Annotated in this window: 22 protein-coding genes; 16 read left to right on the forward strand and 6 right to left on the reverse strand. The window is 75.5% G+C overall.

From position 1 onward, the window contains the following. The 9 genes from IEY94_RS20975 (at position 1) to IEY94_RS21015 (ending at position 7,552) form a co-directional block, all read left to right on the forward strand. Positions 1–657, forward strand: coding sequence for a hypothetical protein (locus tag IEY94_RS20975; protein WP_189171958.1), 657 nt, complete (start codon positions 1–3; stop codon positions 655–657). Beyond that, complete coding sequence (locus IEY94_RS20980; RefSeq protein WP_189171959.1) at positions 654–1,526, forward strand: segregation and condensation protein A; 873 nt, start codon at positions 654–656, stop codon at positions 1,524–1,526. Before IEY94_RS20975 ends, IEY94_RS20980 begins: the two co-directional genes overlap by 4 nt. Then, the gene (scpB, locus tag IEY94_RS20985; RefSeq protein WP_229784313.1) at positions 1,519–2,289 is read left to right on the forward strand and encodes an SMC-Scp complex subunit ScpB; all 771 of its coding nucleotides are present in this window, start codon (positions 1,519–1,521) and stop codon (positions 2,287–2,289) included. The genes IEY94_RS20980 and scpB overlap by 8 nt, the downstream gene beginning before the upstream one ends. Then, entirely contained in the window at positions 2,282–3,049 is a 768-nt protein-coding gene (locus tag IEY94_RS20990; RefSeq protein WP_189171961.1) for a pseudouridine synthase, read from the forward strand. The genes scpB and IEY94_RS20990 overlap by 8 nt, the downstream gene beginning before the upstream one ends. Before the next feature lie 325 nt (positions 3,050–3,374). Beyond that, on the forward strand, positions 3,375–4,055 hold the full coding sequence (gene cmk, locus IEY94_RS20995) for a (d)CMP kinase (protein WP_189171962.1): 681 nt from the start codon (positions 3,375–3,377) through the stop codon (positions 4,053–4,055). Further along, positions 4,052–5,602, forward strand: a complete 1,551-nt coding sequence (der, locus tag IEY94_RS21000) for a ribosome biogenesis GTPase Der (RefSeq protein ID WP_268244866.1) — start codon at positions 4,052–4,054, stop codon at positions 5,600–5,602. The genes cmk and der overlap by 4 nt, the downstream gene beginning before the upstream one ends. A gap of 195 nt (positions 5,603–5,797) precedes the next feature. Next, positions 5,798–6,085, forward strand: coding sequence for a hypothetical protein (locus tag IEY94_RS21005; protein WP_189171963.1), 288 nt, complete (start codon positions 5,798–5,800; stop codon positions 6,083–6,085). A gap of 116 nt (positions 6,086–6,201) precedes the next feature. Further along, on the forward strand, positions 6,202–7,377 hold the full coding sequence (locus tag IEY94_RS21010) for a glycosyltransferase family 2 protein (RefSeq protein ID WP_229784314.1): 1,176 nt from the start codon (positions 6,202–6,204) through the stop codon (positions 7,375–7,377). Positions 7,378–7,411: 34 nt separating this feature from the next. After that, a complete protein-coding gene (locus IEY94_RS21015; RefSeq protein ID WP_189171964.1) occupies positions 7,412–7,552 on the forward strand; it encodes an LPXTG cell wall anchor domain-containing protein in 141 nt (46 codons plus the stop codon). Positions 7,553–7,584: 32 nt separating this feature from the next. Here the strand turns inward: IEY94_RS21015 and IEY94_RS21020 are convergent, their stop codons facing one another. Then, complete coding sequence (locus IEY94_RS21020; RefSeq protein ID WP_189171965.1) at positions 7,585–7,932, reverse strand: hypothetical protein; 348 nt, start codon at positions 7,930–7,932, stop codon at positions 7,585–7,587. 139 nt (positions 7,933–8,071) lie between these two features. Between IEY94_RS21020 and IEY94_RS21025 the strand changes: the two genes are divergently transcribed. Beyond that, on the forward strand, positions 8,072–8,968 hold the full coding sequence (locus tag IEY94_RS21025) for a universal stress protein (RefSeq protein WP_189171966.1): 897 nt from the start codon (positions 8,072–8,074) through the stop codon (positions 8,966–8,968). Between the two features lie 73 nt (positions 8,969–9,041). Here IEY94_RS21025 and IEY94_RS21030 read toward each other — a convergent pair whose 3' ends face one another. Beyond that, entirely contained in the window at positions 9,042–10,574 is a 1,533-nt protein-coding gene (locus IEY94_RS21030; protein ID WP_189171967.1) for a M4 family metallopeptidase, read from the reverse strand. A gap of 888 nt (positions 10,575–11,462) precedes the next feature. On the opposite strand from IEY94_RS21030, the gene IEY94_RS21035 reads away from it, so the two are divergent. Both IEY94_RS21035 and IEY94_RS21040 read left to right on the forward strand, forming a co-directional pair. Beyond that, positions 11,463–11,633, forward strand: a complete 171-nt coding sequence (locus IEY94_RS21035) for a hypothetical protein (protein WP_189171968.1) — start codon at positions 11,463–11,465, stop codon at positions 11,631–11,633. A gap of 91 nt (positions 11,634–11,724) precedes the next feature. After that, positions 11,725–12,324: an RICIN domain-containing protein gene (locus tag IEY94_RS21040; RefSeq protein WP_189171969.1), complete on the forward strand. Its 600-nt coding sequence runs from the start codon at positions 11,725–11,727 to the stop codon at positions 12,322–12,324. A gap of 36 nt (positions 12,325–12,360) precedes the next feature. Here the strand turns inward: IEY94_RS21040 and IEY94_RS21045 are convergent, their stop codons facing one another. Then, on the reverse strand, positions 12,361–13,596 hold the full coding sequence (locus tag IEY94_RS21045) for an RCC1 domain-containing protein (protein WP_189171970.1): 1,236 nt from the start codon (positions 13,594–13,596) through the stop codon (positions 12,361–12,363). 230 nt (positions 13,597–13,826) lie between these two features. Here IEY94_RS21045 and IEY94_RS21050 point away from each other — a divergent pair, with 230 nt between their 5' ends. Together IEY94_RS21050 and IEY94_RS21055 are read left to right on the forward strand one after the other, a co-directional pair. Then, entirely contained in the window at positions 13,827–14,174 is a 348-nt protein-coding gene (locus IEY94_RS21050) for a GntR family transcriptional regulator (RefSeq protein WP_189171971.1), read from the forward strand. 21 nt (positions 14,175–14,195) lie between these two features. Next, positions 14,196–14,684, forward strand: a complete 489-nt coding sequence (locus IEY94_RS21055) for a hypothetical protein (RefSeq protein ID WP_189171972.1) — start codon at positions 14,196–14,198, stop codon at positions 14,682–14,684. 10 nt (positions 14,685–14,694) lie between these two features. On the opposite strand, the gene IEY94_RS21060 is transcribed toward IEY94_RS21055, so the two are convergent. Together IEY94_RS21060 and IEY94_RS21065 are read right to left on the reverse strand one after the other, a co-directional pair. Then, the gene (locus tag IEY94_RS21060) at positions 14,695–15,465 is read right to left on the reverse strand and encodes an NRDE family protein (protein WP_229784315.1); all 771 of its coding nucleotides are present in this window, start codon (positions 15,463–15,465) and stop codon (positions 14,695–14,697) included. Next, positions 15,462–17,189, reverse strand: coding sequence for an RICIN domain-containing protein (locus IEY94_RS21065; RefSeq protein WP_189171973.1), 1,728 nt, complete (start codon positions 17,187–17,189; stop codon positions 15,462–15,464). Before IEY94_RS21065 ends, IEY94_RS21060 begins: the two co-directional genes overlap by 4 nt. A gap of 145 nt (positions 17,190–17,334) precedes the next feature. Between IEY94_RS21065 and IEY94_RS21070 the strand changes: the two genes are divergently transcribed. Together IEY94_RS21070 and IEY94_RS21075 are read left to right on the forward strand one after the other, a co-directional pair. After that, positions 17,335–17,820 (forward strand): type II secretion system protein, encoded by a 486-nt coding sequence (locus tag IEY94_RS21070; RefSeq protein WP_189171974.1) that lies wholly within the window; start codon positions 17,335–17,337, stop codon positions 17,818–17,820. Next, on the forward strand, positions 17,817–18,404 hold the full coding sequence (locus IEY94_RS21075; RefSeq protein WP_189171975.1) for a PulJ/GspJ family protein: 588 nt from the start codon (positions 17,817–17,819) through the stop codon (positions 18,402–18,404). Before IEY94_RS21070 ends, IEY94_RS21075 begins: the two co-directional genes overlap by 4 nt. A 103-nt stretch (positions 18,405–18,507) precedes the next feature. Here IEY94_RS21075 and IEY94_RS21080 read toward each other — a convergent pair whose 3' ends face one another. Further along, the gene (locus tag IEY94_RS21080; protein ID WP_189171976.1) at positions 18,508–19,920 is read right to left on the reverse strand and encodes a sulfatase family protein; all 1,413 of its coding nucleotides are present in this window, start codon (positions 19,918–19,920) and stop codon (positions 18,508–18,510) included. Positions 19,921–20,194: the final 274 nt, after the last annotated feature.

The raw sequence follows: 20,194 nt of genomic DNA on the forward strand, positions 1-20,194 counted from the left end.
GTGCTGTTCGCGCTCGGCGACCCCGCGTCGTTCGTCGGCCTGCTGCTCGGCTTCCTGGCCGCGCTGCTGCTGCGCGCCTCCGGCCTGCGCCTGGGCCGCCGGCTGCTCGGCCTGCCGCCGGGGCCGCGGCCGGCGCTGCGCACGGTCGTGGACCCGTTCGGCGCGGTCGCCGCCGCGGTCGCCGGCATCGGCTGGGGGAGCTGCGCGGACCTCGACGTGCGCGGCACCCGCGGCCGCCGGGTCCTGGCCGTCGCGTTCGGCCCGCTGGCGCCGCTGCTGGCCGGCGTGCTGCTGATGATCTGCTACGGGCTGCTGTTCGTCGACGTGCCGCTGGGCGCGGGCTTCACGCTCCAGGGCTTCGCCACCGGCGGCGGGGTGCTCGCGGACGTGCTGTTCGGGGTGGCGTTCGAGCTGATCTGCTTCGCGCTGCTGGACCTGCTGCCGCTGCCGCCGCTGGACGGCTTCTCCCTCCTCTGGGTGGCGATGCGCCGACCCGGCCCGAACGCGGCGAGGATCCGGCACACGCTCGTTGACAACAACGTGGGGCCCGTCATCCTGATGTTCCTGTGCTTCTTCCCGCTGCGCGGGCCGTACCTGCTGCTGCCGTTCGAGTTCCTCGGCGGCGTGCTGACGGCCGTCCTGCTGGTGCTCACGTGACCGCCCCGGCGGACGCGGCCGAGCCGGCGCCCGCCGCCGAGCCGGCCGCGGCGACCGGGTTCACCGTCCGGCTGACGAACTTCACCGGCCCGTTCGACGTGCTGTTGCAGCTCATCAGCAGGCACAAGCTGGACGTCACCGAGGTCGCCCTGTCGACGGTGACCGACGAGTTCATCGCGTACATCCGGGCCAACGGCGAGGCGTGGGACCTGGACGAGGCCAGCGAGTTCCTGGTCATCGCGGCCACCCTGCTCGACCTCAAGGCCGCCCGGCTGCTGCCGTCCGCCGACGTGGAGAACGAGGAGGACCTGGCGCTGCTGGAGGCCCGCGACCTGCTGTTCGCCCGGCTGCTCCAGTACAAGGCGTTCAAGGAGGCCGCCGGCGTCATCGCCGAGCGCGAGGCCGAGGGCGCGCGGCGCTGGCCGCGGCTGGTGGCGCTGGAGCCGCGGTACGCCGACGCGCTGCCCGAGCTGGTGCTCACCGTCGGGCCGCGCCGGCTCGCCGAGCTGGCGGTGCGGGCGATGACGCCGAAGGTCGCGCCGATGGTCTCGATCGCGCACGTGCACCAGGTCCGGGTGAGCGTGCGCGAGCACGCCGGCATCCTGCGCGAGCGGTTGCAGCGGCAGAAGGTGGCGACGTTCCGGGCGCTGTGCGCGGACTGCGCGAACACCCTGGAGATCGTCGCCCGGTTCCTGGCGCTGCTGGAGCTGTACCGGGAGGGCCTGGTCAGCTTCGTCCAGGCCGAGGCGCTGGGCGACCTGACGGTGCGCTGGACCGGCGGCGCGGATGCGGTCGAGATCGACGTCGACGAGTACGCGGGCAGCCCGGAGCCGGGCCCGGCGGGGGACGGGAGGAGCCAGGGTGAGTGACGATCGTTCCCTCGCCGAGCAGGTCGCGGCGTGGGTGCCGCCGTGGGAGCGGCCGGCCGGCCCCGTCCCGTCCCCGGCGCCCGCGCCCGACGACCTGCCCGCCGCCATCGACCCTCGACCCGCACTCGACCCTCAACCTGAACCGGAGGTCGAGGTCGAGGGTTCGACGCCACCGGCCGCACCGCCCCCGGCGCCGCTCGCCGCGCCACCCCCGGAGCCGCTGCCCGACGCCGTGCTGCGCGGGGCGCTGGAGTCGATCCTGCTCGTCGTGGACGAGCCCGTCACCGACACCGTGCTCGCCGGGGTCCTGGGGGAGCCGCTGGAGCGGATCGCGTTCACCCTGGCCGAGCTGTCCGCCGAGTACACCGCCGCCGGCCGCGGCATCGACGTGCGCCGGGTGGCCGGCGGCTGGCGGCTGTACACGCGGCCGGAGTACGCCGAGTACGTCCAGCGGTTCGTCCTCGACGGGCAGCAGGCCCGGCTCAGCCAGGCCGCCCTTGAAACACTCGCTGTGATCGCCTACAAGCAGCCCGTGACCAGATCGCGCATCTCGGCCATCCGGGGCGTCAACTGCGACGGGGTGACCCGTACCCTGGTGACCCGCGGCCTGATCGCCGAGTGCGGGACCGAGCCCGAGACGGGCGCGCACCTGTACGCCACGACGCCGCTGTTCCTGGAGAAGCTGGGACTGGAGTCGGTGGAGCAGTTGCCCCCACTGGCCCCGTTCCTGCCCGACGACGTCGAGGAGATAGCGGATGCCTGAGCCCGAGGGCGGGCCGGCGCGGCTGCAGAAGATCCTGGCCGCGGCGGGCGTCGGCTCGCGCCGGGCCTGCGAGGCGCTGATCGCCGCCCGCCGGGTCACGGTCGACGGCCGGGTGGCCGCGCTGGGCGACCGGGTCGACCCGGTCGCGGCCGAGATCCACGTGGACGGCCAGCGGGTGATCGTCGACTCCCGGCTGGTGTACCTGGCGATGAACAAGCCGCGCGGCGTCGTCGCCACGATGGCCGACGAGAAGGGCCGGGCGGCGGTCGCCGACTTCATCGGCAACCTGGAGCAGCGGGTTTACCACGTCGGCCGGCTGGACGCCGACAGCGAGGGCCTGCTGCTGCTCACCAACGACGGCGACCTGGCGCACAAGCTGATGCACCCCTCGTACGGCGTGACCAAGACGTACCGGTGCGAGGTCCCCGGCCCGCTGCCGCGCAGCGTCGGGCGGCAACTGCTGTCCGGCGTCGAGCTGGAGGACGGCCCGGCCCGGGCCGACGAGTTCCGGGTCATCGACGCGTACGGCCGCAGCGCCCTGGTCGAGATCGTGCTGCACGAGGGGCGCAAGCACATCGTCCGGCGGCTGTTCGACGAGCTCGGCCACCCGGTGCGGCGGCTGATCCGGACGGCGATCGGCCCGGTCCGGCTGGGCGACCTCAAGGCCGGGCGGACCAGGCGGCTGTCGGCGGCCGAGGTGGCCGCGCTGTTCCGCGACTGCGAGCGCGGCGCCGAGCACCGCGACGCCGCCGCCTCCTGACCCCGCCCCACGCCCGCCCCACGCCCGCGCGCGTTCGCGCCGCACCCACCGCCGCCCGCACCCGCCCGGCGCGCCGCGGTGCCCGATCGACTCCGGTGCCGGCGGTGCGACGCTGGCGGTCGGCTCCGTGCGAGTGGCGCGGTGCTGGCGCGAGTGGTGCGGTGCTGGCGCGGGTGGCCGGCCGGGGCCGCGCGGCGGCGGACCGCACCGCGCCCGCCGGCCGCCGCGGGTGACCCGGCACAATGGGGGGCGGCCGCGCGCCCCGGCGCCGCCCGACCCCCGAACTTTTCCGACTTTTCGCTTTTGCGAGCAGGGAGTGCAGGACGTGAGCGACCGGACGCGCGCAGCGCGGTGCGTGGTGGCGGTGGACGGGCCGTCCGGCTCGGGCAAGTCGACCGTCTGCCGGCGGCTGGCCAGCGCGCTCGGCGCCCGGTACCTGGACACCGGCGCGATGTACCGCGGCGTCACCCTGGCCGTCCTGCGCGCCGGCGTGCCGCCCACCGACGCCGCGGCGGTCGCCAAGATCGCCGTCGACACCGTGCTCGACTCCGGCACCGACCCCGACGCGCCGACGCTCACCGTCGACGGCGTGCCCGCGGAGCCCGAGATCCGCGGGCCCGGGGTGACCGGGGCGGTGTCCGCGGTGGCGGCCGTGGCGGCCGTCCGGCAGCACCTGGTCGCCCGGCAGCGGGAGATCATCGCCGCCGCCGGCCGGATCGTCGTCGAGGGCCGCGACATCGGCGCGGTGGTCGCCCCGGACGCCGACCTGAAGGTGTACCTGACCGCGTCCGCGGCCGAGCGGGCCCGCCGGCGCAGCGCCGAGGACGCCACCGACGTCGTCGCGACGGCCGCCGACCTGGACCGCCGGGACGCCGCGGACTCGAGCCGGGCGGTGGACCCGCTGCAACGGGCCGCCGACGCCGTCGTCCTGGACACCACCGCGCTGGGTATCGACGAGGTCGTCGCCGAGCTGGGCGCGCTGCTCGCCGCGCGGGGCGTCCGGTGACCGACCGCCACCCGGCGGACCCCGCCGGCCCGCCCGCGCCCGCCGCGGCCCCTGCCGCCCCCGACTCCGCCGCCCCGGCGAATCTCGACCCGACTGCGTTCGACCCCGCCGCGTTCGACCCCGCTGCGTTCGACCCGGCCGAATTCGAGTCCGCCACCGGCTTCGACCCGGACGACTTCGAGCCCGCCGACGACGGCGCCCCCACCGGGCCGCTGCCGGTGGTGGCGGTCGTCGGCCGCCCCAACGTCGGCAAGTCGACGCTGGTCAACCGCATCATCGGCCGCCGCCAGGCGGTCGTCGAGGACGTGCCGGGCGTGACCCGGGACCGGGTCGCGTACGACGCGACGTGGGCCGGCCGCGCGTTCACCGTGGTCGACACCGGCGGCTGGGAGCCGGACGCCCGGGACCGGGCCGCCGCGATCGCCGCCCAGGCCGAGGCGGCCGTGGCCACCGCGGACGTGGTGCTGTTCGTGGTCGACGCCGTCGTCGGCTCCACCGACGTGGACGAGGCCGCCGTCCGGATGCTGCGCCGCAGCGCCAAGCCGGTCCTGCTGATCGCCAACAAGGTCGACAACACCGCGCTGGAGGCCGAGGCCGCCAACCTGTGGGGCCTGGGCCTGGGCGAGCCGTGGCCGATCTCGGCGCTGCACGGCCGCGGCTCCGGCGACCTGCTGGACGCGCTGCTGGCCGCGTTCCCCGAGCCGGCCCCGCCGGAGGCGCCGGGCCCGCGCGGCCCGCGCCGGGTCGCCCTGGTCGGCCGCCCGAACGTCGGCAAATCCAGCCTGCTCAACCGGCTCGCCCGGGAGGAGCGGGCGGTGGTGGACGCGGTCGCCGGCACCACCGTCGACCCGGTCGACAGCCTGGTCGCCATCGGCGGCGAGACCTGGCAGCTCGTGGACACCGCCGGGCTGCGCAAGCGGGTCGGCCGGGCCAGCGGCACCGAGTACTACGCCAGCCTGCGCACCGCCGCCGCGATCGAGGCCGCCGAGGTCGCCGTGGTCCTGCTGGACGCCGGCGAGCCGATCAGCGAGCAGGACCAGCGCATCCTGTCGATGGTCGAGGACGCCGGCCGGGCGATGGTGATCGCGTTCAACAAGTGGGACCTGGTCGACGCCGACCGGCGGTACCACCTGGACCGCGAGATCGACCGCGAGCTGCGCCGGCTGACCTGGCCGCTGCGGGTGAACATCTCCGCCCGGACCGGCCGCGCGGTGGACCGGCTCGCCCCGGCGCTGCGCACGGCGCTGGCCTCGTGGGAGCAGCGCATCCCGACCGGGGTGCTCAACCAGTGGCTGACCGCGCTGGTCCAGGCGACCCCGCACCCGGTCCGGGGCGGCCGGGCGCCGCGGGTGCTGTTCGCCACCCAGGCCGGGACCCGGCCGCCGAAGTTCGTCCTCTTCACCACCGCGCCCATCGACGCCGGGTACCAGCGGTTCGTGGCCCGCAAGCTGCGGGAGGAGTTCGGCTTCACCGGTTCGCCGATCGAGGTGAGCGTGCGGGCGAAGAAGTCCGTCGGTCCGGGCGGCCGGGGTCGGGCGCACGGCTGAGGGGTGATCTCCGGTCGGCGACAGCCCGGTCACGGACCCGCATCGATCGAAGCTGATCACTGCGCGTAACCGTACCCGTATCGATAACCTTCTCTCCGCGACCGCTGCTTCGGTCGCCGCGGCCGACCGGCCGTGCCCGTACCGCACCAGGGTTCCGCAGCGCCCGCGTCGGTGTTCTCCGGGGGAGGAACCCGTATGTCACCCAGCGCTCAGCTCCCTGTCACGGCCGTGGGCGTCGTCGCCCTGGGCGTGCTGCTCGGCCGCGCCGCCATGGTCGTCGGCGCCGTCGTGCTCATCCTGATGTGCCTGCTGGCCATCCACGCCACCCTGCAGGACCGGGAGGCCGCCCGCTGGGACGCGGAGCGGCCCGCCCCGGTGCCGGTTGAACCGGACACCCTCGTCGAGCCGTACCCCCTGTCGCCGGCGCCCGGCGGGCGCCGCTTCCGGCGTGCCCGCGCGCGAACGCGAATGAATCCCGCATAGTCCCTTCGACCAGCCCCAACTCGGACCAACGCTCGATGGTGAGGGGCGCGGCGGCGCCCATAGGGTCGCCTTTCCCCTCGCTGTTGGTGCGGGCTCGACTCCCCTCGGGTTGGCCAATGTTGCTGTTCGCAACGCTCCTGGTGGCGGTGGCCACCCTCCTGGCCGCCGTGCTCGCCGGCGCGTTCCTGTACGGGTTCGCCCGGCCCCGCCGGGTCCGCCCGCGGCGCGCCGCGCCCGCGCCCGACCCGGTCGGCCACGACGAGGTCGCCGTGCTCATCGCCTCCTACAACGGCGCCGCCACCATCGCCGGGGCGGTCGCGGCCGCCCGGGCCAACAACGTCGCCGTGTACGTGGTCTCCGACGCCTCCACCGACGCCACCGCGGCGCTCGCCGCCGCGGCCGGCGCCCGGGTGCTCGACCAGCCGGTCAACGCCGGCAAGCCGGCCGCCCTGCACGCTGCGTACGCGCACTTCGACCTCGGCGCCCGGTACCGGGCGGTGGCCATCCTCGACGACGACGTACTGGTCGCCCCGGACTTCGTCGTCCAGTGCCGCGCCGCCCTCGGCGCCGGCGTCGCCATCGTCGTCGGCCACAACGTCACGTACTGGCCGCGCGCGCACCGGTGGAACCCGTGGCTGGCCGCCCGCGCGTACAGCTACTGGAACTACCAGCTCATCGTCCGCCGGCTGCAGAGCGCCGCGAACGTGATGAACTGCATCTCCGGCTCGAACTCCATGTACCGCACGGAGCTGCTCGACCGGCTGCTGCCGCAGCGCCCGCCGTACATCGTCGACGACACGTACTGGGTGCTGGAGACCCACCGCAAGAGCCTCGGCCGGGTCCGCTACGCCCCGCGCGCCCGGGCGCTGCTCCAGGACCCCACGACGTTCGGCGACTGGTACCGGCAGAACCTGCGCTGGATGTGGGGCACCTTCCAGGGCATCATCGGCCACCGCGTCGGCCGGCACGCGACCCGCTTCGACGCCGCGTACGTGCTGCTGATGCTGCACTGGCTCGGCTACGTCCTCGCCGGCCCCGCGACGCTGTGGATCGTCCTCGCCGCCGGCGGGCTGAGCCCGGCCGGGGCGGCGGTGCTGCTCGCCGGGCACGGCGTCTGGATGCTCGGCGCGGCGGTGCACCTGCGCCACCCGCGGCTGGTGCTGTTCATCCCGGCGCTGGCCGTGATCGATCTGCTGTACCGGGTGATCCTGGTGCACGCCCTGATCCGGGCGATCCGCCGGCCGGTCGTCGACCGGTGCGTGTGGACGTCCCCTGCCCGCCTGGCCGCCTGACCGCAGCGCGGCCGGAAAACCGGAGGAGAGAGACATGACGGGAAATCAGGAACTGCCGGTGACCGGCGCCTCGGGCGTGGTCCTGGGGGTGGTGGGCGCGGTGATGGTCGCCGTCGGCGCGCTGCTGACGTTCGCCGCCCGGGCGGGCGCGCGGACGCGCAACGCCCTGCGCTGACCCGCCCGCGCGCCGCCGGGGACCGCCGCGGGTCAGTCCCCGGTGGGCCGGGCGGCCGGCTCGTCGGCCGCCCGCGGCCGCGGCACGTCGACGACCTCGGCGACCCGCTCGGCGACCTCGCTGGGCAGGTCCTGCTCGTCGCGCAGCTTGGCCTCCTCCTCCTGCTTGACCTCGACCCTGGCGGCCTGCCAGGCCGACCAGTGCCCGGAGACCAGCGCCCAGAGCGAGAGCGCCGAGACGTACACCACGGAGTCCAGCCAGCCGGCGGCCAGGCTGATCGGGATCATGATGATCCAGAAGACGGTGAGCCAGCCGTTGATCCGGCGCATGAAGACGGGGTCCCCCTGAACCATGGCCCAGAGCGATTTGACGGCGCGCATGCGTGGCTCCCTTCGTCACCGGCGGTACCGGCAGACGGTTGTCATCGTGCAATAGTTGCCCTCGCCGGGCAACAGTGCTCCGCCGTTACCCCGGCCCGCCGCCGCGCATGCGTGGCGGCGGTGGGGGAAAGTAGCGGCTATGGATGACGTCATCGTCGTGGGCGTGGACGGCTCGGCCCCCGCCCGGCACGCGGCCCGGTGGGCCGGGGACCTGGCCGCCGCCGAGGGCTGCGGGGTCCGGCTCGTGCACGGCTACCTGCACCCGATGAGCTACGCGGTGCCGTTCGGCCCGTACCCGATGGTCGAGCCGGAGGCCGGGCGGGCCGCGGCGGCGCTGGTCGCCTCGGCGGCCGCCGACCTGCGGGCCGCCCACCCCGACCTGGTGGTCGAGGAGCGGGTGGAGCCCAGCGCCGGCGGCCCGGCCCTGGTCGACGCCTCGGCCGGGGCGCGGCTGCTGGTGGTCGGCCGGCGGGGCGTGGGCGGCTTCGCCCACCTGCTGCTCGGCTCGGTCAGCAGCGGGGTGGCCGTCCGGGCGCACTGCTCGGTCGCCGTCGTGCACGAGGGCGACGCGCCGGCGGACCCGGCCGCCCCCGTGGTCGTCGGCGTCGACGGCTCGGCCGGCGGGGCGGCCGCCGCCCGCTGGGCGGCCCGGGCCGCGCACCGCCGCGGCGCCCGGCTGGAGCTGGTGCACGCCTGGTGGGCCAGCCCGTACGTCGGCCTGACGCTCAGCGACGACGAGGCGCAGCGGGCGGCCCGGGCGCGGGCCGACGCGGTCCTGGCCGACACCCTCGCCGCCGTCGCGGCCGAGCTGCCGGAGCTGGCCGTCGGGGTCCGGCCGGTGCACACGCTGAACGCCGCCGAGGCGCTGATCGACGCCGGCTCGTCGGCGGCCCTGCTGGTCGTCGGCCCGCGCGGGCACAGCGCCCTGACCGGGCTGCTGGTCGGCTCGGTGACGCAGAGCGTCCTCCAGCACGCCGCGGTCCCGGTCGTCGTCGCCCGCGCCGACCCGGCGCCGCCCGCGGAGCCGGCCCCGTGACACGCAGTCGGGCCCGCCACCCCAACCGGTAGCGGGCCCGACGTCCCGCATCAGCGCGGGAATGGAGCGCGGGTCAGCAGGAGTCGCTGCCCTTCACGGAGACGGCGTCCCAGGCCTTCTGCACCGCGGCGCACTCGCCGCCGCCGGCGAACAGCTCCTTGGCCGCCGCCACCGAGGCCGCGCGGGCCTTGGCGTGGGTCCAGCCCGAGGTCTTGCGGGACAGGGCGCCCATGAAGATCTTGCCGGCCTTCTGGATGCCGATCCCGGTCAGGGTGCTGTTGTTGCAGGTCGGGGACTTCGGCTGCCCGTTGGTCGGGTTCGAGCCCTCGGCCAGCAGGTAGAACCAGTGGTTCTGCGGGCCCGCACCCTTGTGCACCTCCGGCGCCGAGCCGGTCCACATGCAGTTCGGGTCGCCCACCTTCGACGGCTCGTACATGTAGCGGATCGGGCCCTTGCCGACCAGGTTCGGCAGCTCGCCGACCTCGTACTCCGGCTTGTCATTCGGGTGGTTGGCGTAGAACTCGGTGAGGGCGCCGAAGATGTCGCCGGTCGACTCGTTCAGACCGCCGGCCTCGTTGCCGCTGCCCGAGCCGCCGGGCGTGTTCTGGAAGATGCCGTGGCCGTACTCGTGCCCGACCACGTCGATGTTGGTGAGCTGGCGCTTGTTGTCCTGCGAGTGGCCGAAGTTCGTGTACTGGCCGTTCCAGAACGCGTTCACCTGGCTCAGGCCGACCCGGGCGGGGAAGCCGCGGCCGTTGCCGTCGATGCCGTTGCGGCCCAGCCACTCCTTCAGCATGTCCCACTCCTTCTGCCCGGCGTACAGCGCGTCCGCGCAGCCCGAGGGCAGGTCGGAGCCGCCGCCGTTGCCGTAGGAGTCGTTCGAGCTGGTGAACGCCGAACCGTTCTGGCCGCCGCACTGGAGGCCGGGGCGGGACGGGTCGACCATCTTGCCGGAGGACAGGTTGCCCAGGTCCTGCTTGCCGTAGTAGCCGCCGTTACCGGTGGCGTGCACGACCTCGTTCCAGGTCCGGTCCTTGAGCACCTTGCCGGACTTGGCGTCGATCACCACGTGCAGGCGGGCCGGGTTGTTCTTCTTGTCCGCGCCCTCGACGAGGACCTCGTAGGCCAGCTTGCCGGCGCCGTCAGCAACGACGACCAGCTTCGGCGTGGCGGCGGTGTCGACCTTGCGGAGCTGCGCCCGGGCCACGCGGGTGGCCTCGGCGGCGGAGATGCCGGAGCGGGTCGAGGTGACGTTCAGCTCCCGGGTCTGCGCGACCCAGGTGGACAGGACCTCGCCGGCGGCGTTGGTCACGACCACCGAGTCGCCGCCGAGGACGGGCAGGCCGCGGTGGGTGCGCTCGTAGGCGATGTACTGCAGGCCCGCGCCGGCGACGTTCGAGCGCTGCTCGAACTCGTCGGCGGGGGAGGCGAAGAACCGGTCCGGGTCGCCGGCGACGAGCCGGTCGGCCGACGAGGCCGCCAGCAGGGCGGTCGGGCGGCCCTGCGGGGCGGCGCCGGCGGTGTCGGCGAAGCTCGACGGGGCGGAGAGGGCGACAGCCCCGGTCACGGCGATCGCCGCTCCCGTGGCCCACGCAACCTTGCGCATGGAAACGCTCCTTATCGGGGGGTGGGGGCGCCGGGGGATCGGACGGGGATCCGCGGCCTCCGGCCGGTGGCGGCACTCACCGCCGCCAGCGCGCGGTGGGTACGCGCGCGGGAGCGCGGTGAGCGGGGGCCCGCCGATCAGCCGTACGGGTGGTGCCCATCGATCGAAGCGGCAACATCGAACGGCCGAGCGGGTCAAAGTAAAGGCTTTACCGGAGGGCTGTGTCAACCCCGTGAACAACGATCCCGGTCAATGCACATCGGCCCGCGCAACGTGCTGGTGGCAGGTGTTGGCCTGCGGAAATGCGGCGGATACAGGAGAGATCACCATTCGGTGAACACCGTTCACAGGTCGGCGTGTGAATAGAGCGCCGCCCATAGTTCGGTTATCACTTCGCGGCGCCCGCGCCGAACCCCGCCGGCCCTGCCCCGCGCCCGCTCGGATCGACGGGGTACCGCGCAGCGGCCACCGCCGGTTGCCCGCGCCGTCGCTGTCGACGTTCGCCACGATCAGCCCGTCGGCCGACCGGCGCCGGGACGCGCCCTTGCCCGCGGTCGCCGTCCGGCAGCCGAGCTGGCCGTCCCGGAAGCGGTTGAGCGCCGGGGCGCCGCGTCGGCCTGCGCGCCGACCTCGCGGACGTTCGCGGTCCCGCTCGCGCCGCGGCGCGCACAGCACCGCCGCACCGGTACGGAATCGGATCGATCGGGCTCTCATCGCTCCGTCTCGTGCGCGATGATTCACCCCCTTCCTTGTCCCGCCGCCGCCCGGCCGAAGTGCCACCGCGCACGCCGCCGCCCGTCCGACCCCGGCCGCCGCGGCGGACCCGCGCACCCCACCGGCCCCGGCCGCCCGCCGGCCTCACCCCGGCCCCGCGCCATGATCGGCGTCGTGGCCGAGTGGGTCAGGGAAGAGGATTCGGTGATCGCCGGCGGCTTCGCCGCGGGGGAGCTGCGCCCGTTCCGGGGTCGCTGCTGCGCGGCCGCGACCGACCGCCCGGCGACCGCCCGGCCACGCGCGGGCGTCGCCCGGATGGCGCGTGCCGGTCACCGGTTGCGGTGACGTCCGCCCGCGACCCCTGCCGCCGCGCCGCCCGCCGTGCTCTGCTGTCCCCGGCCGTCCACTATGGACGGCCGGGATGGGAGGGGCAGACATGGATCGTGGGAGTCGGACCGGGCGGGCCCTCGCCGCACTCGCCGCGGCGGTCACGGCGGCCGGGGCGGGCCTGCTCGCCGCCGCGCCGGCGGCGGCCGCCGAGGCCGGGCCGTGGTACGAGATCCGGCCGCAGCACAGCCGCAAGTGCCTCGACGTCGCCGGCGGCGGCCGCGGCAACGGCACCAACGTGCACCAGTGGACGTGCGTCGACGCGCCGCAGCAGCAGTGGCGGCTGCGCCGGCTGTTCACCCACGGCCAGCCGGTGTACGAGATCATCGCCCGGCACAGCCGCAAGTGCCTGGACGTGGCCGGCGGCGGCCGCGGCAACGGCGCGAACGTGCACCAGTGGAGCTGCGACTCCCGGCCGGGCGTCGACGGCGTGTTCGGCAGCGCCGACGACCGCCTCCGGGGCAACCAGCTCTGGTTCACCCGCCGGGTGGCCGGCTACCCGCTGCGCCGGATGGTCGTGGAGATCCGCTCCCGGCACGCCAACCGCTGCCTGGACGTGGCCGGCGGGTGGGCCGGCAACGGCGCGAACGTGCACCAGTGGGCCTGCGTGGGCGTCCGCAACCAGCACTGGGAGCTGATCCCGGTCTGACCGCCCGCCGGTCGGGTGGCCCGGCGCCGCACCGGGTCACCCGATGGCGAAGACCGAGGTGACGCCGTTGCTGCCCGTGTACACCCGGCCGGTGATGGTGGGCACCTGGGTGGGCGTGGTCCGGTCGGTGGTGTTGCCCTGGCCGAGCGAGCCGTCGCCGTTCTCGCCCCAGCACCAGACGGTCCGGTCGGTGCGCGTGCCGCAGGTGAAGTTCTCGCCGCCGCTGACCCGCATCCAGGCCGCGGAGCCGACCTGGACCGGGCTGTTGCGCTGGGTGGTGTCGCCGAGGCCGAGCTGGTACTCGGTGTTGTGGCCCCAGCACCACAGCGTGTTGTCGGTCCTGATCGCGCAGGTGTGGTCGCTGCCGGCGTTGACGCTGCTCCAGGTGGTCAGCGAGCCGATCTGGGTGGGCACCTGGCGGGTGCCGGTGTCGCCGAGGCCGAGCTGGCCGTCGGCGTTGAGGCCCCAGCACCAGAGCGTGCCGGTGGTCTTGACCGCGCAGCCGTGCCGGCGGCCGAGCGAGACGGTGTCCCAGTTCGAGCCGGTGACCTGGACCGGGCTGTCCTGGTCGGCGGTGCCGTTGGTGCCGAGCCGGTAGTCGCCGCCGGCGCCCCAGCACCACAGGGTGCCGGCCGTGCGGGTGGCGCAGACCTGGACGTTGCTGGCGCTGAACTGCTTCCACGTGGTGTTGGACCCGACCTGGACGAGGCTGGTCCGGCTGGTGTTGTCGCCCACGCCGATCTGGCCGTACGCGTTCTGGCCGGTGCACCACAGCGTCCCCGTGGTCTTGAGCACGCACGTGTTGTAGTGCATGACGTCCACGTCGGCCCAGTCGGTCGCCGCCCCGATCTGGACCGGGCTGGTCGAGTCGGTGGTGTTGCCCCGGGCCAACTGGCCGTAGACGTTGCGGCCCCAGCACCACAGGGTGCCGGCGGACCGGACGGCGCAGGCGTGGCCGGTGTCGGCGTCGTACGAGCTGTCGGTGGTGCTGTTGCCGGGGTCGACGTCGACCCAGGTGGTGTTCGAGCCGACCTGTACCGGGCTGGTCCGGGGGCTGGTGGTGTTGCCGAGGCCGAGGTTGCCGGTGGTGTTGTCGCCCCAGCCGTACAGGGCGCCGGCGAGGAAGTTCGTCGACATGCCCAGCGACGAACTCTGGTTCCGGGTGGTGCCGGAGAACCCCGCCCCGACCGCCGGCAGGCCCAGGAGGCCGGCGAGCAGCGCGACGCCCGCCAGCACCTGTCGCCTGGCCGGGCGGGTGCCGGGCAGCATCATCCCGCCCCCGCGCACCGGCCCCGCGCGGGGGAGTCGGATCCGGCCCGCCGGTGAGCCCCGGGTGCCCGCTATCGGCATGATCTCCCCGGTCCAGAGTGTACGTCGCCGGCCTGTCGCGGAGGTGCCGTTCGGCGGGCCGCGTCCGGAATCGGACCCGGCCGGTCCGCCGCCGGGACGCGCCCGCCGGGCGCTTGACGCGCGCCCTGAATGGTGCTGATAATGCTAGCACTATGAGATGGGTAGTCGATCATTCGTCGCGCGAGCCGCTGCACCGGCAGATCGCCGGCTGCGTGCGGCTCGGGGTCGCGTCGGGCGAGCTGGCGGTGGGGGAGCAGCTCCCGCCGGCGGCCGAGCTGGCGGCGGCCCTGTCCGTCGACCGCAACACGGTGCTGGCCGCGTACCGGCAACTGCGGGACGACGGGCTGCTGGAGTTCCGCCGGGGCCGCGGCGCGCGGGTCGCGTCCGCGGTGACCGAGCCCGCCGGCGTGGCCGAGGCCGCGCGGGCGCTGGTGAGCGTCGCCCGCCAGCACGGGCTCGGCCGCACCGACCTGATCCGGCTCATCGAGCGACTGACCTGACAACCGAGAGGACGGTGCCCTGTGACGACTTCCACGCTCGCCGGCCGGGGCCGGCACGCGATCTACACCGGCCGGGCCACGAACTGGTTCATCGCGATCCTGAGCGCCGCCCTGCTGGCGCCGCTGCTGATCATGGGCGGCGCCTCCGGCGGCGGCTGGCTCGACCGGTGGGGCCCGCTGCCGGTGGCCTTCCTGCTCGGGCTGCTCAACCTGCTGACCGCCGCCAGCATCCGGACGACGGCCGGGCCCAACGGGGTCTCCATCCGGTTCGGGGTGCTCGGCTGGCCGCGCTGCACGTACCCGCTCGCGGCGATCACCCGGGCCGACGTCATCGACCTGCACCCGCTGGCCGTGGCGCACGGGTTCTGGTGGACGCCGCGCCGCACCTGCTGCACGGTCCGCTCCGGGCCGACCCTGCGGCTGACGCTGCGTACGGGCCGCACGGTGACCGTCACCGTCCCGGACCCGCACGCCGCCGTCGCGGTCATCCGCGAGGCGCAGTCGGCCTGACCCGGCCCGCTCAGCCGGTCGGTACGTCGTGCAGCGCCGCCAGCGGGTCGGCCGGGTCGTCGATGGCCGCGAAGGACCAGGTCAGGCCGGTCGGGCCGGCGGCCAGCAGGGTGAGCGAGCCCGAGCCGTAGGCCGTACCGTCGGGCAGCGTGTGCCGGCGGATCAGGGCGGCCGGGTCGTCCGGGGCGTGCGCGCCGTCGGCGACGATCGACAGCCAGGGCGCCCAGGCCGCGGCCGGCGGCACGCCGGGGGCCGGGTCCGGGCGGTCGGCGCGGGCGAGCAGCGGCGCCAGGTACGCGGCGCGCGGGTGGCCCGGGTCGAGCCCGTCGTTGGTGATCACCGTCAGGCCCGGCGGCACCGCGACGGTGTGCCGCCGTACGCCGTCCCACGTGGTCAGGGTGGCCGCAGCCGGGTCGGCGGTGAGCAGGTGGAACGGGGCGAACGCCCCCGCCGGCGGCGGCGCGCCGGCGGCCGCGCGCAGCGGCAGCTCGCCGCGGGTGCGCAGCGGGCCGTCCGGGGTGCGGCCGCGGCCGTTGAGCACGCAGGCCACCCGGCGCCGGGGCGGGTCGACGGCCAGCCAGGTGCCGCCGGAGCGCAGGTCCCGGCCGCCGCGCAGGCCGGGGTACGCCGGCCAGTGCGGGCCGGGCGGCAGCCAGGGGCGGGCCAGCAGCTCGTCCCGGACGGCGACCAGCAGCAGCGGCCGGGCCGCGCCGGGCTCCAGGCTGACCACGACGGTGCACACCGGCCGATCCAACCACGCCGGGCCGGCCGGCGCGGTCACGGCACCTCGACGACCTCCTCCAGCGGGGTCGTGGACGAGGCGGCCGGGGGCGGCGGCGCGGTGGTCGGCGTCGTCGGGCCCGGCGTCTGGTCCCCGGTGGGCAGGACGGGCGGGGCGTTCCACTTCTGCCGGTCGGACAGCGCGGCGTAGTTGAACGCCTCCGGCGGCGAGCGCCGCGTGGCGCAGGCGTCCATCCGGATCTTCCAGTTCCAGTTGGCGTGGTTCCAGTAGAAGGATGACTCCACGCCGTTCTTGTTGTCGTTCGGGTGGGTCATGCAGCGGCCGCGCGAGTCGAGGATCCGGTACATCGTGGCGTACGCGCCGGTGTCGCCGTAGAGGGTGAACGTCTGGTCGGCGGTCGGCGACCGCGGGTTGCAGGCCCGCTGCACGGGGAACTCGGTGCTCGCGGTCAGGCAGTACGTCCGGCCGGAGGTGTCGACCGTGACCAGCGGGCCGGTGGTGCCGGCCGGGCCGTCGACGGTCCGGGGTACCCGCCAGAGCTGGTTCCACCGGGTGTCGGTGAGCTGCGGCTCCTGGTCGCACTCCATGTTGGCGGAGAAGTCGTCGTACCGGTCCAGGCAGCGGGACGGGTTGATGAAGTTGACCACCTGGCGCAGCGTGCACGGGTACCCGGCCGCGGCGGTGCAGTCGGCCTGCCGGCGGGTGGCCCAGCCGGGGCCGGTCTTGGTGCTGAGGGCGAAGGTCTGCCGGGTGCTGTAGCTGCTGCTGTGGCAGTTGCCGCCGGTACCGAGGACCACGGCGGAGCCGGCGGTGCCGGGCGAGGCGACGTTCAGGCACAGGCCGCTCAGGGCCAGGTCGTCCGGCCCGGCGCCGGCCGCGGCGGCGAGTTCGATGTTGCTGTACTTGTTGTAGAACCAGCGCTGCCGCGGCGGCGCCGGCTCGGCGCACGGCTGCATCGTCGGGCTCCGCCCGGCCACCGGGGTGGCGCCCGCGTCGAGGCACATCGCCCGGCCGGAGAGCAGCGAGCCGACGGTGGCGATGGTGAGGTTCTCCCGGTAGTACCAGTTCTGCTTGTAGCCGGCGTTGCGGTGGTCCAGGCTGTCGCACAGGCGCATCCGCGGCGTGGCGTCGGCGCCGGGTACCGCGGTACCGGGGTCCAGGCACACGTCGGTGGAGCCGCTGCCCGGGCTCCACGCGAGAATCATCCGCGGCTGGATCGAGTAGTCGTTCTCCGGCCCGTAGGTGGGCGTCGGGTCCGGGCTGACGGTCGTGCGCCGCAGCGGGTACAGGCCGCGCAGGGCCCGCCGGGCGGTGCTCCCGCTCGCGGTCGTGCCGGTGGAGGTCAGCATCGCGTAGTCCGGGACCGCCCCGGTCCCGCGGGCGGCGGCGCAGCTCAGCGGGGTGCTGCCGCCGGTCGGCCGGTCCGGGTAGTAGTTGATCAACAGGGAGTAGGTCGCCCGGGCCTCGGCGCCGCCACTGCCGGTGACCGTGCCGCAGGGCAGCCGGGACCGGTCGCCGTCCCCGCCGCTCGCGCCGTACGCGGCGCGGATCCCGGCGACGCCCACCTCGAGGCCGGACTGGGCGGCCTGGAGCGCGTACATCCGCTGGAGGCTGCCCCGGGTCGAGCCGATCTGGGTGAGCGCGACCGGCGCCAGGGCCGCGGCGAGCCCGACACAGACCAGGACGATCAGCGCGGCCAGCGGCAGCGACCCGGTCTCCGGGCCGCCGGCGGCGCGGCTGTCCGCCGCGGGGCCGGGGTGCACGAGCCGGTCACCTGCCTCCCGGTTGTCGGCGGCCTACGGCCGGCATCGATAGCGGTATCCACCCCGGCCCTTCGGCCGGCGGCCGGCGGATCGGAGCACAACGGGAAATCCCTCGGGTCGGCCGCCGGCCGGCCGATCGGCACCCGTGACCAGCCCCCGCCCCGCCCTGCCGCCGCGCCCCGCGCGCCCGGCCGGGGATCATGGGTTCACCCTGGTGGAGCTGCTGGTGTCGCTGGCCCTCATCGGTACGGTAGCGACCGCCACGCTGTCCCTGGCCGTGTCGTCGCAGGCGACGACCGGCAGCCAGGCCGACCGGCAGCACGCGGCGCAACTCGCCACCCGGATGACCGACGAGGCCGCCGCCGCGGGGGGCGCGGCCCTGCTGGCCGACCCGCCGCCCGCGGACGCGGTCACCGTCGACGGCGTCCGCTACACCCGCACCTGGACGATTACCCAGTGTAATCAGGCCGGCCCCGGCGCGGCCTGCACGACCGCGGCCCCCGCGGCGGGCGTCGCCCGGCTCGTCCGGGTGCTGGCCACGGTCTCCTGGACCGAGCGCGGCAGCGCGCAGTCGGTGGCCAGCGCCGTGCTGGTCAGCGCCATGACCAACGAACCGTCCTTCGGCGCATGAGGCGGGCGGTCCGGCCGGGCGACGAGCGCGGCGTCACGCTGATCGAGCTGAGCGTGGCCATGGGGATCATGGCGGTCGTCGGCGCGCTCGTCACCGCCGCGGTCGTCGGCCTGAGCCGCTCGTACCGCAGCACCGAGTCGCTGGGCAGCGCGCAGGCCCGGGTGGGGCAGGCGTTCGCCCGGCTCGACGCCTCCGTCCGGTACGCCGCCGAGCTGGCCACCCGGACCACCGACGGCCGCCCGGAGCTGTGGTACCTCACCCCCGGCGACGCCCCGCGCTGCACCGTGCTGTGGCTGGCCGGCGACAGGCTGTGGAGCCGCACCCGGCCGCTCGGCGCGACCGCGGCGGCGCCGGAGACGGTGCTGGCCAGCGGCGTCGCCGCGCCGGCCGGCACCGCGCCCTTCGCGGTCACCGCCGGCGCCGACGACGAGTCGGCCGCGGAGTCCGCGCCGGCGATCAAGCAGGTGACCGTCACCCTGCGGGTGGCCGCGTCCGGCGGCGCCACCCGCACGCTCGCGGCCACCTTCCCGGCGCCGAACACGGTCGCGGGCGCCAGCGGGGCGTCCCTCGACCAGTGCGACTGACGGCCCTGATCACCCGCGGCCCCGCGCTGTGCGGCCCGGTCTCCCCGGCCCGGTCACGCGCGCGGCGCGGTCACACGCACGGCCCGATCACACGCACGGCCCGTCACGGGTACGGCAGCAGGTCCGCGTCGATCCGCTCCCACGTCGCCCGCAGCGCGGCGACGACCTCCGGCCGCTTCGCCGCGAGGTTGGCCGCCTCCCGCGGGTCGGCCGCGATGTCGTACAGCGCGTCGCCGGTGGTCGGCGTGGCCCGCAGGTACTTGAGGTTGCCGCGGCGCAGCGCCCGGGCGCCGCGGGTGCGCCAGAACAGGTCCCCGGCCGGGGCGGCGTCGCCGCGCAGCAGGTACCCGCTGAGGTCCCGCCCGTCGAGCGGGTGGCCGGCCGCGGGCGCCGCACCGGCGAACGCCAGCAGCGTCGCCGTCCAGTCCTGGGTGATCACCGGCTCGTGGCTGACCTGCCCCGCCGCGATGGCCGCCGGCCAGCTCAGCAGCGTCGGCACCCGGATGCCGCCCTCGTTCAGCCCGCCCTTGCCGCCGGACAGCGGCCACTGGTACGAGAAGCGCTCCCCGCCGTTGTCGGAGGCGAAGAACACCACGGTGTTGCGCTCCTGGCCGGTGGCGCGCAGCGCGGCGAGGACCCGGCCGATGCCCGCGTCGAGGTTCTCCACCATCGCCCGGTACGTCTCCAGCGACCCGCCGTCGGCGTGGAACAGCACGCCCTTCTCGCCGGCCCTGATCCGCGCGGTCAGCTCCGCGCTGACCGCGGTGTCGCCGGGCGCCTCCCACGGCCAGTGCGGGCTGGTGAAGTTGAGGTTCAGCAGCCACGGCGCGGCGTGCTCGCGGCGGACGAAGTCGACCGCCCGCTGCGCGACGGTGTCGGTGTAGTACCCGACCGACTCGACCGGCACCTCGCCCTCGTACAGGTCGTGCTGGCCGAGGTGGCTGAGCTTGGAGTAGTAGTCGAGGCCGCCGGAGAGGTTGCCGAAGAACTCGTCCCAGCCGGAGCGCAGCGGCCCGAACCAGGGCAGGAAGCCGGCGTGCCACTTGCCCAGCAGCGCGGTCCGGTACCCGGCGCCCTTGACCAGCGACGCCAGCGTCGGGTGCCCCGGCGGCAGTCCCTCCAGCTCGTTCGGGTTGGCGATCGGCTCGGGCAGGCCGCCGCGCAGCCGGCCGGGGTACCGGCCGGTGTAGAGGGCGAACCGGGTCGGCGAGCAGACCGCGGCCGCCGAGTAGCCGTTGGTGAACCGCACGCCGCTGCGGGCCAGCGCGTCCAGGTGGGGTGTGCGGATCTGCGGCGCGCCGTACGCGCTCAGGTCGGCCCAGCCGAGGTCGTCGCCGAGGATGACCAGCAGGTTCGGCCGGGTCGGCGCGGTACCCGGCCGGGCGCGGAACGGCCGCTCGTCGGGGTGCCCGGCGAACGCGGGCCCGCCCGCGAGCGCGGTTCCGCCGGCCGCGCCCAGCAGCCCCGCCAGCACCGCCCGGCGGCCGGTGCCGCCGCCCTGTTCGACCCGTCCCATGTCGACCTCCCCGGTATACCTATCGGATTGATAGGTATACCGGCGCGCGCGGCCCGGGCGGAAGGGTTGCGTTGGTCACTACCGCCCCACGCCGCCGCCCCACGCCGCCGGTCGGGCCGCGTCCTCGCCGGCGGGGCGGCCGCCCCGCTCCCGCGCCCACCACGCCCACATCGCCCCGGAAGCGCTCAAGGTCCTCGCGCTGGGCGGGACCGCCGCGCTGCCGCTGTCGGCCCGACGGCACCCGCCGGCGGGACGATCGGGGCGATTCCCCCGG

Origin of the sequence: Pilimelia anulata (assembly GCF_014647895.1) — a bacterium.
Taxonomy (GTDB): domain Bacteria; phylum Actinomycetota; class Actinomycetes; order Mycobacteriales; family Micromonosporaceae; genus Pilimelia; species Pilimelia anulata.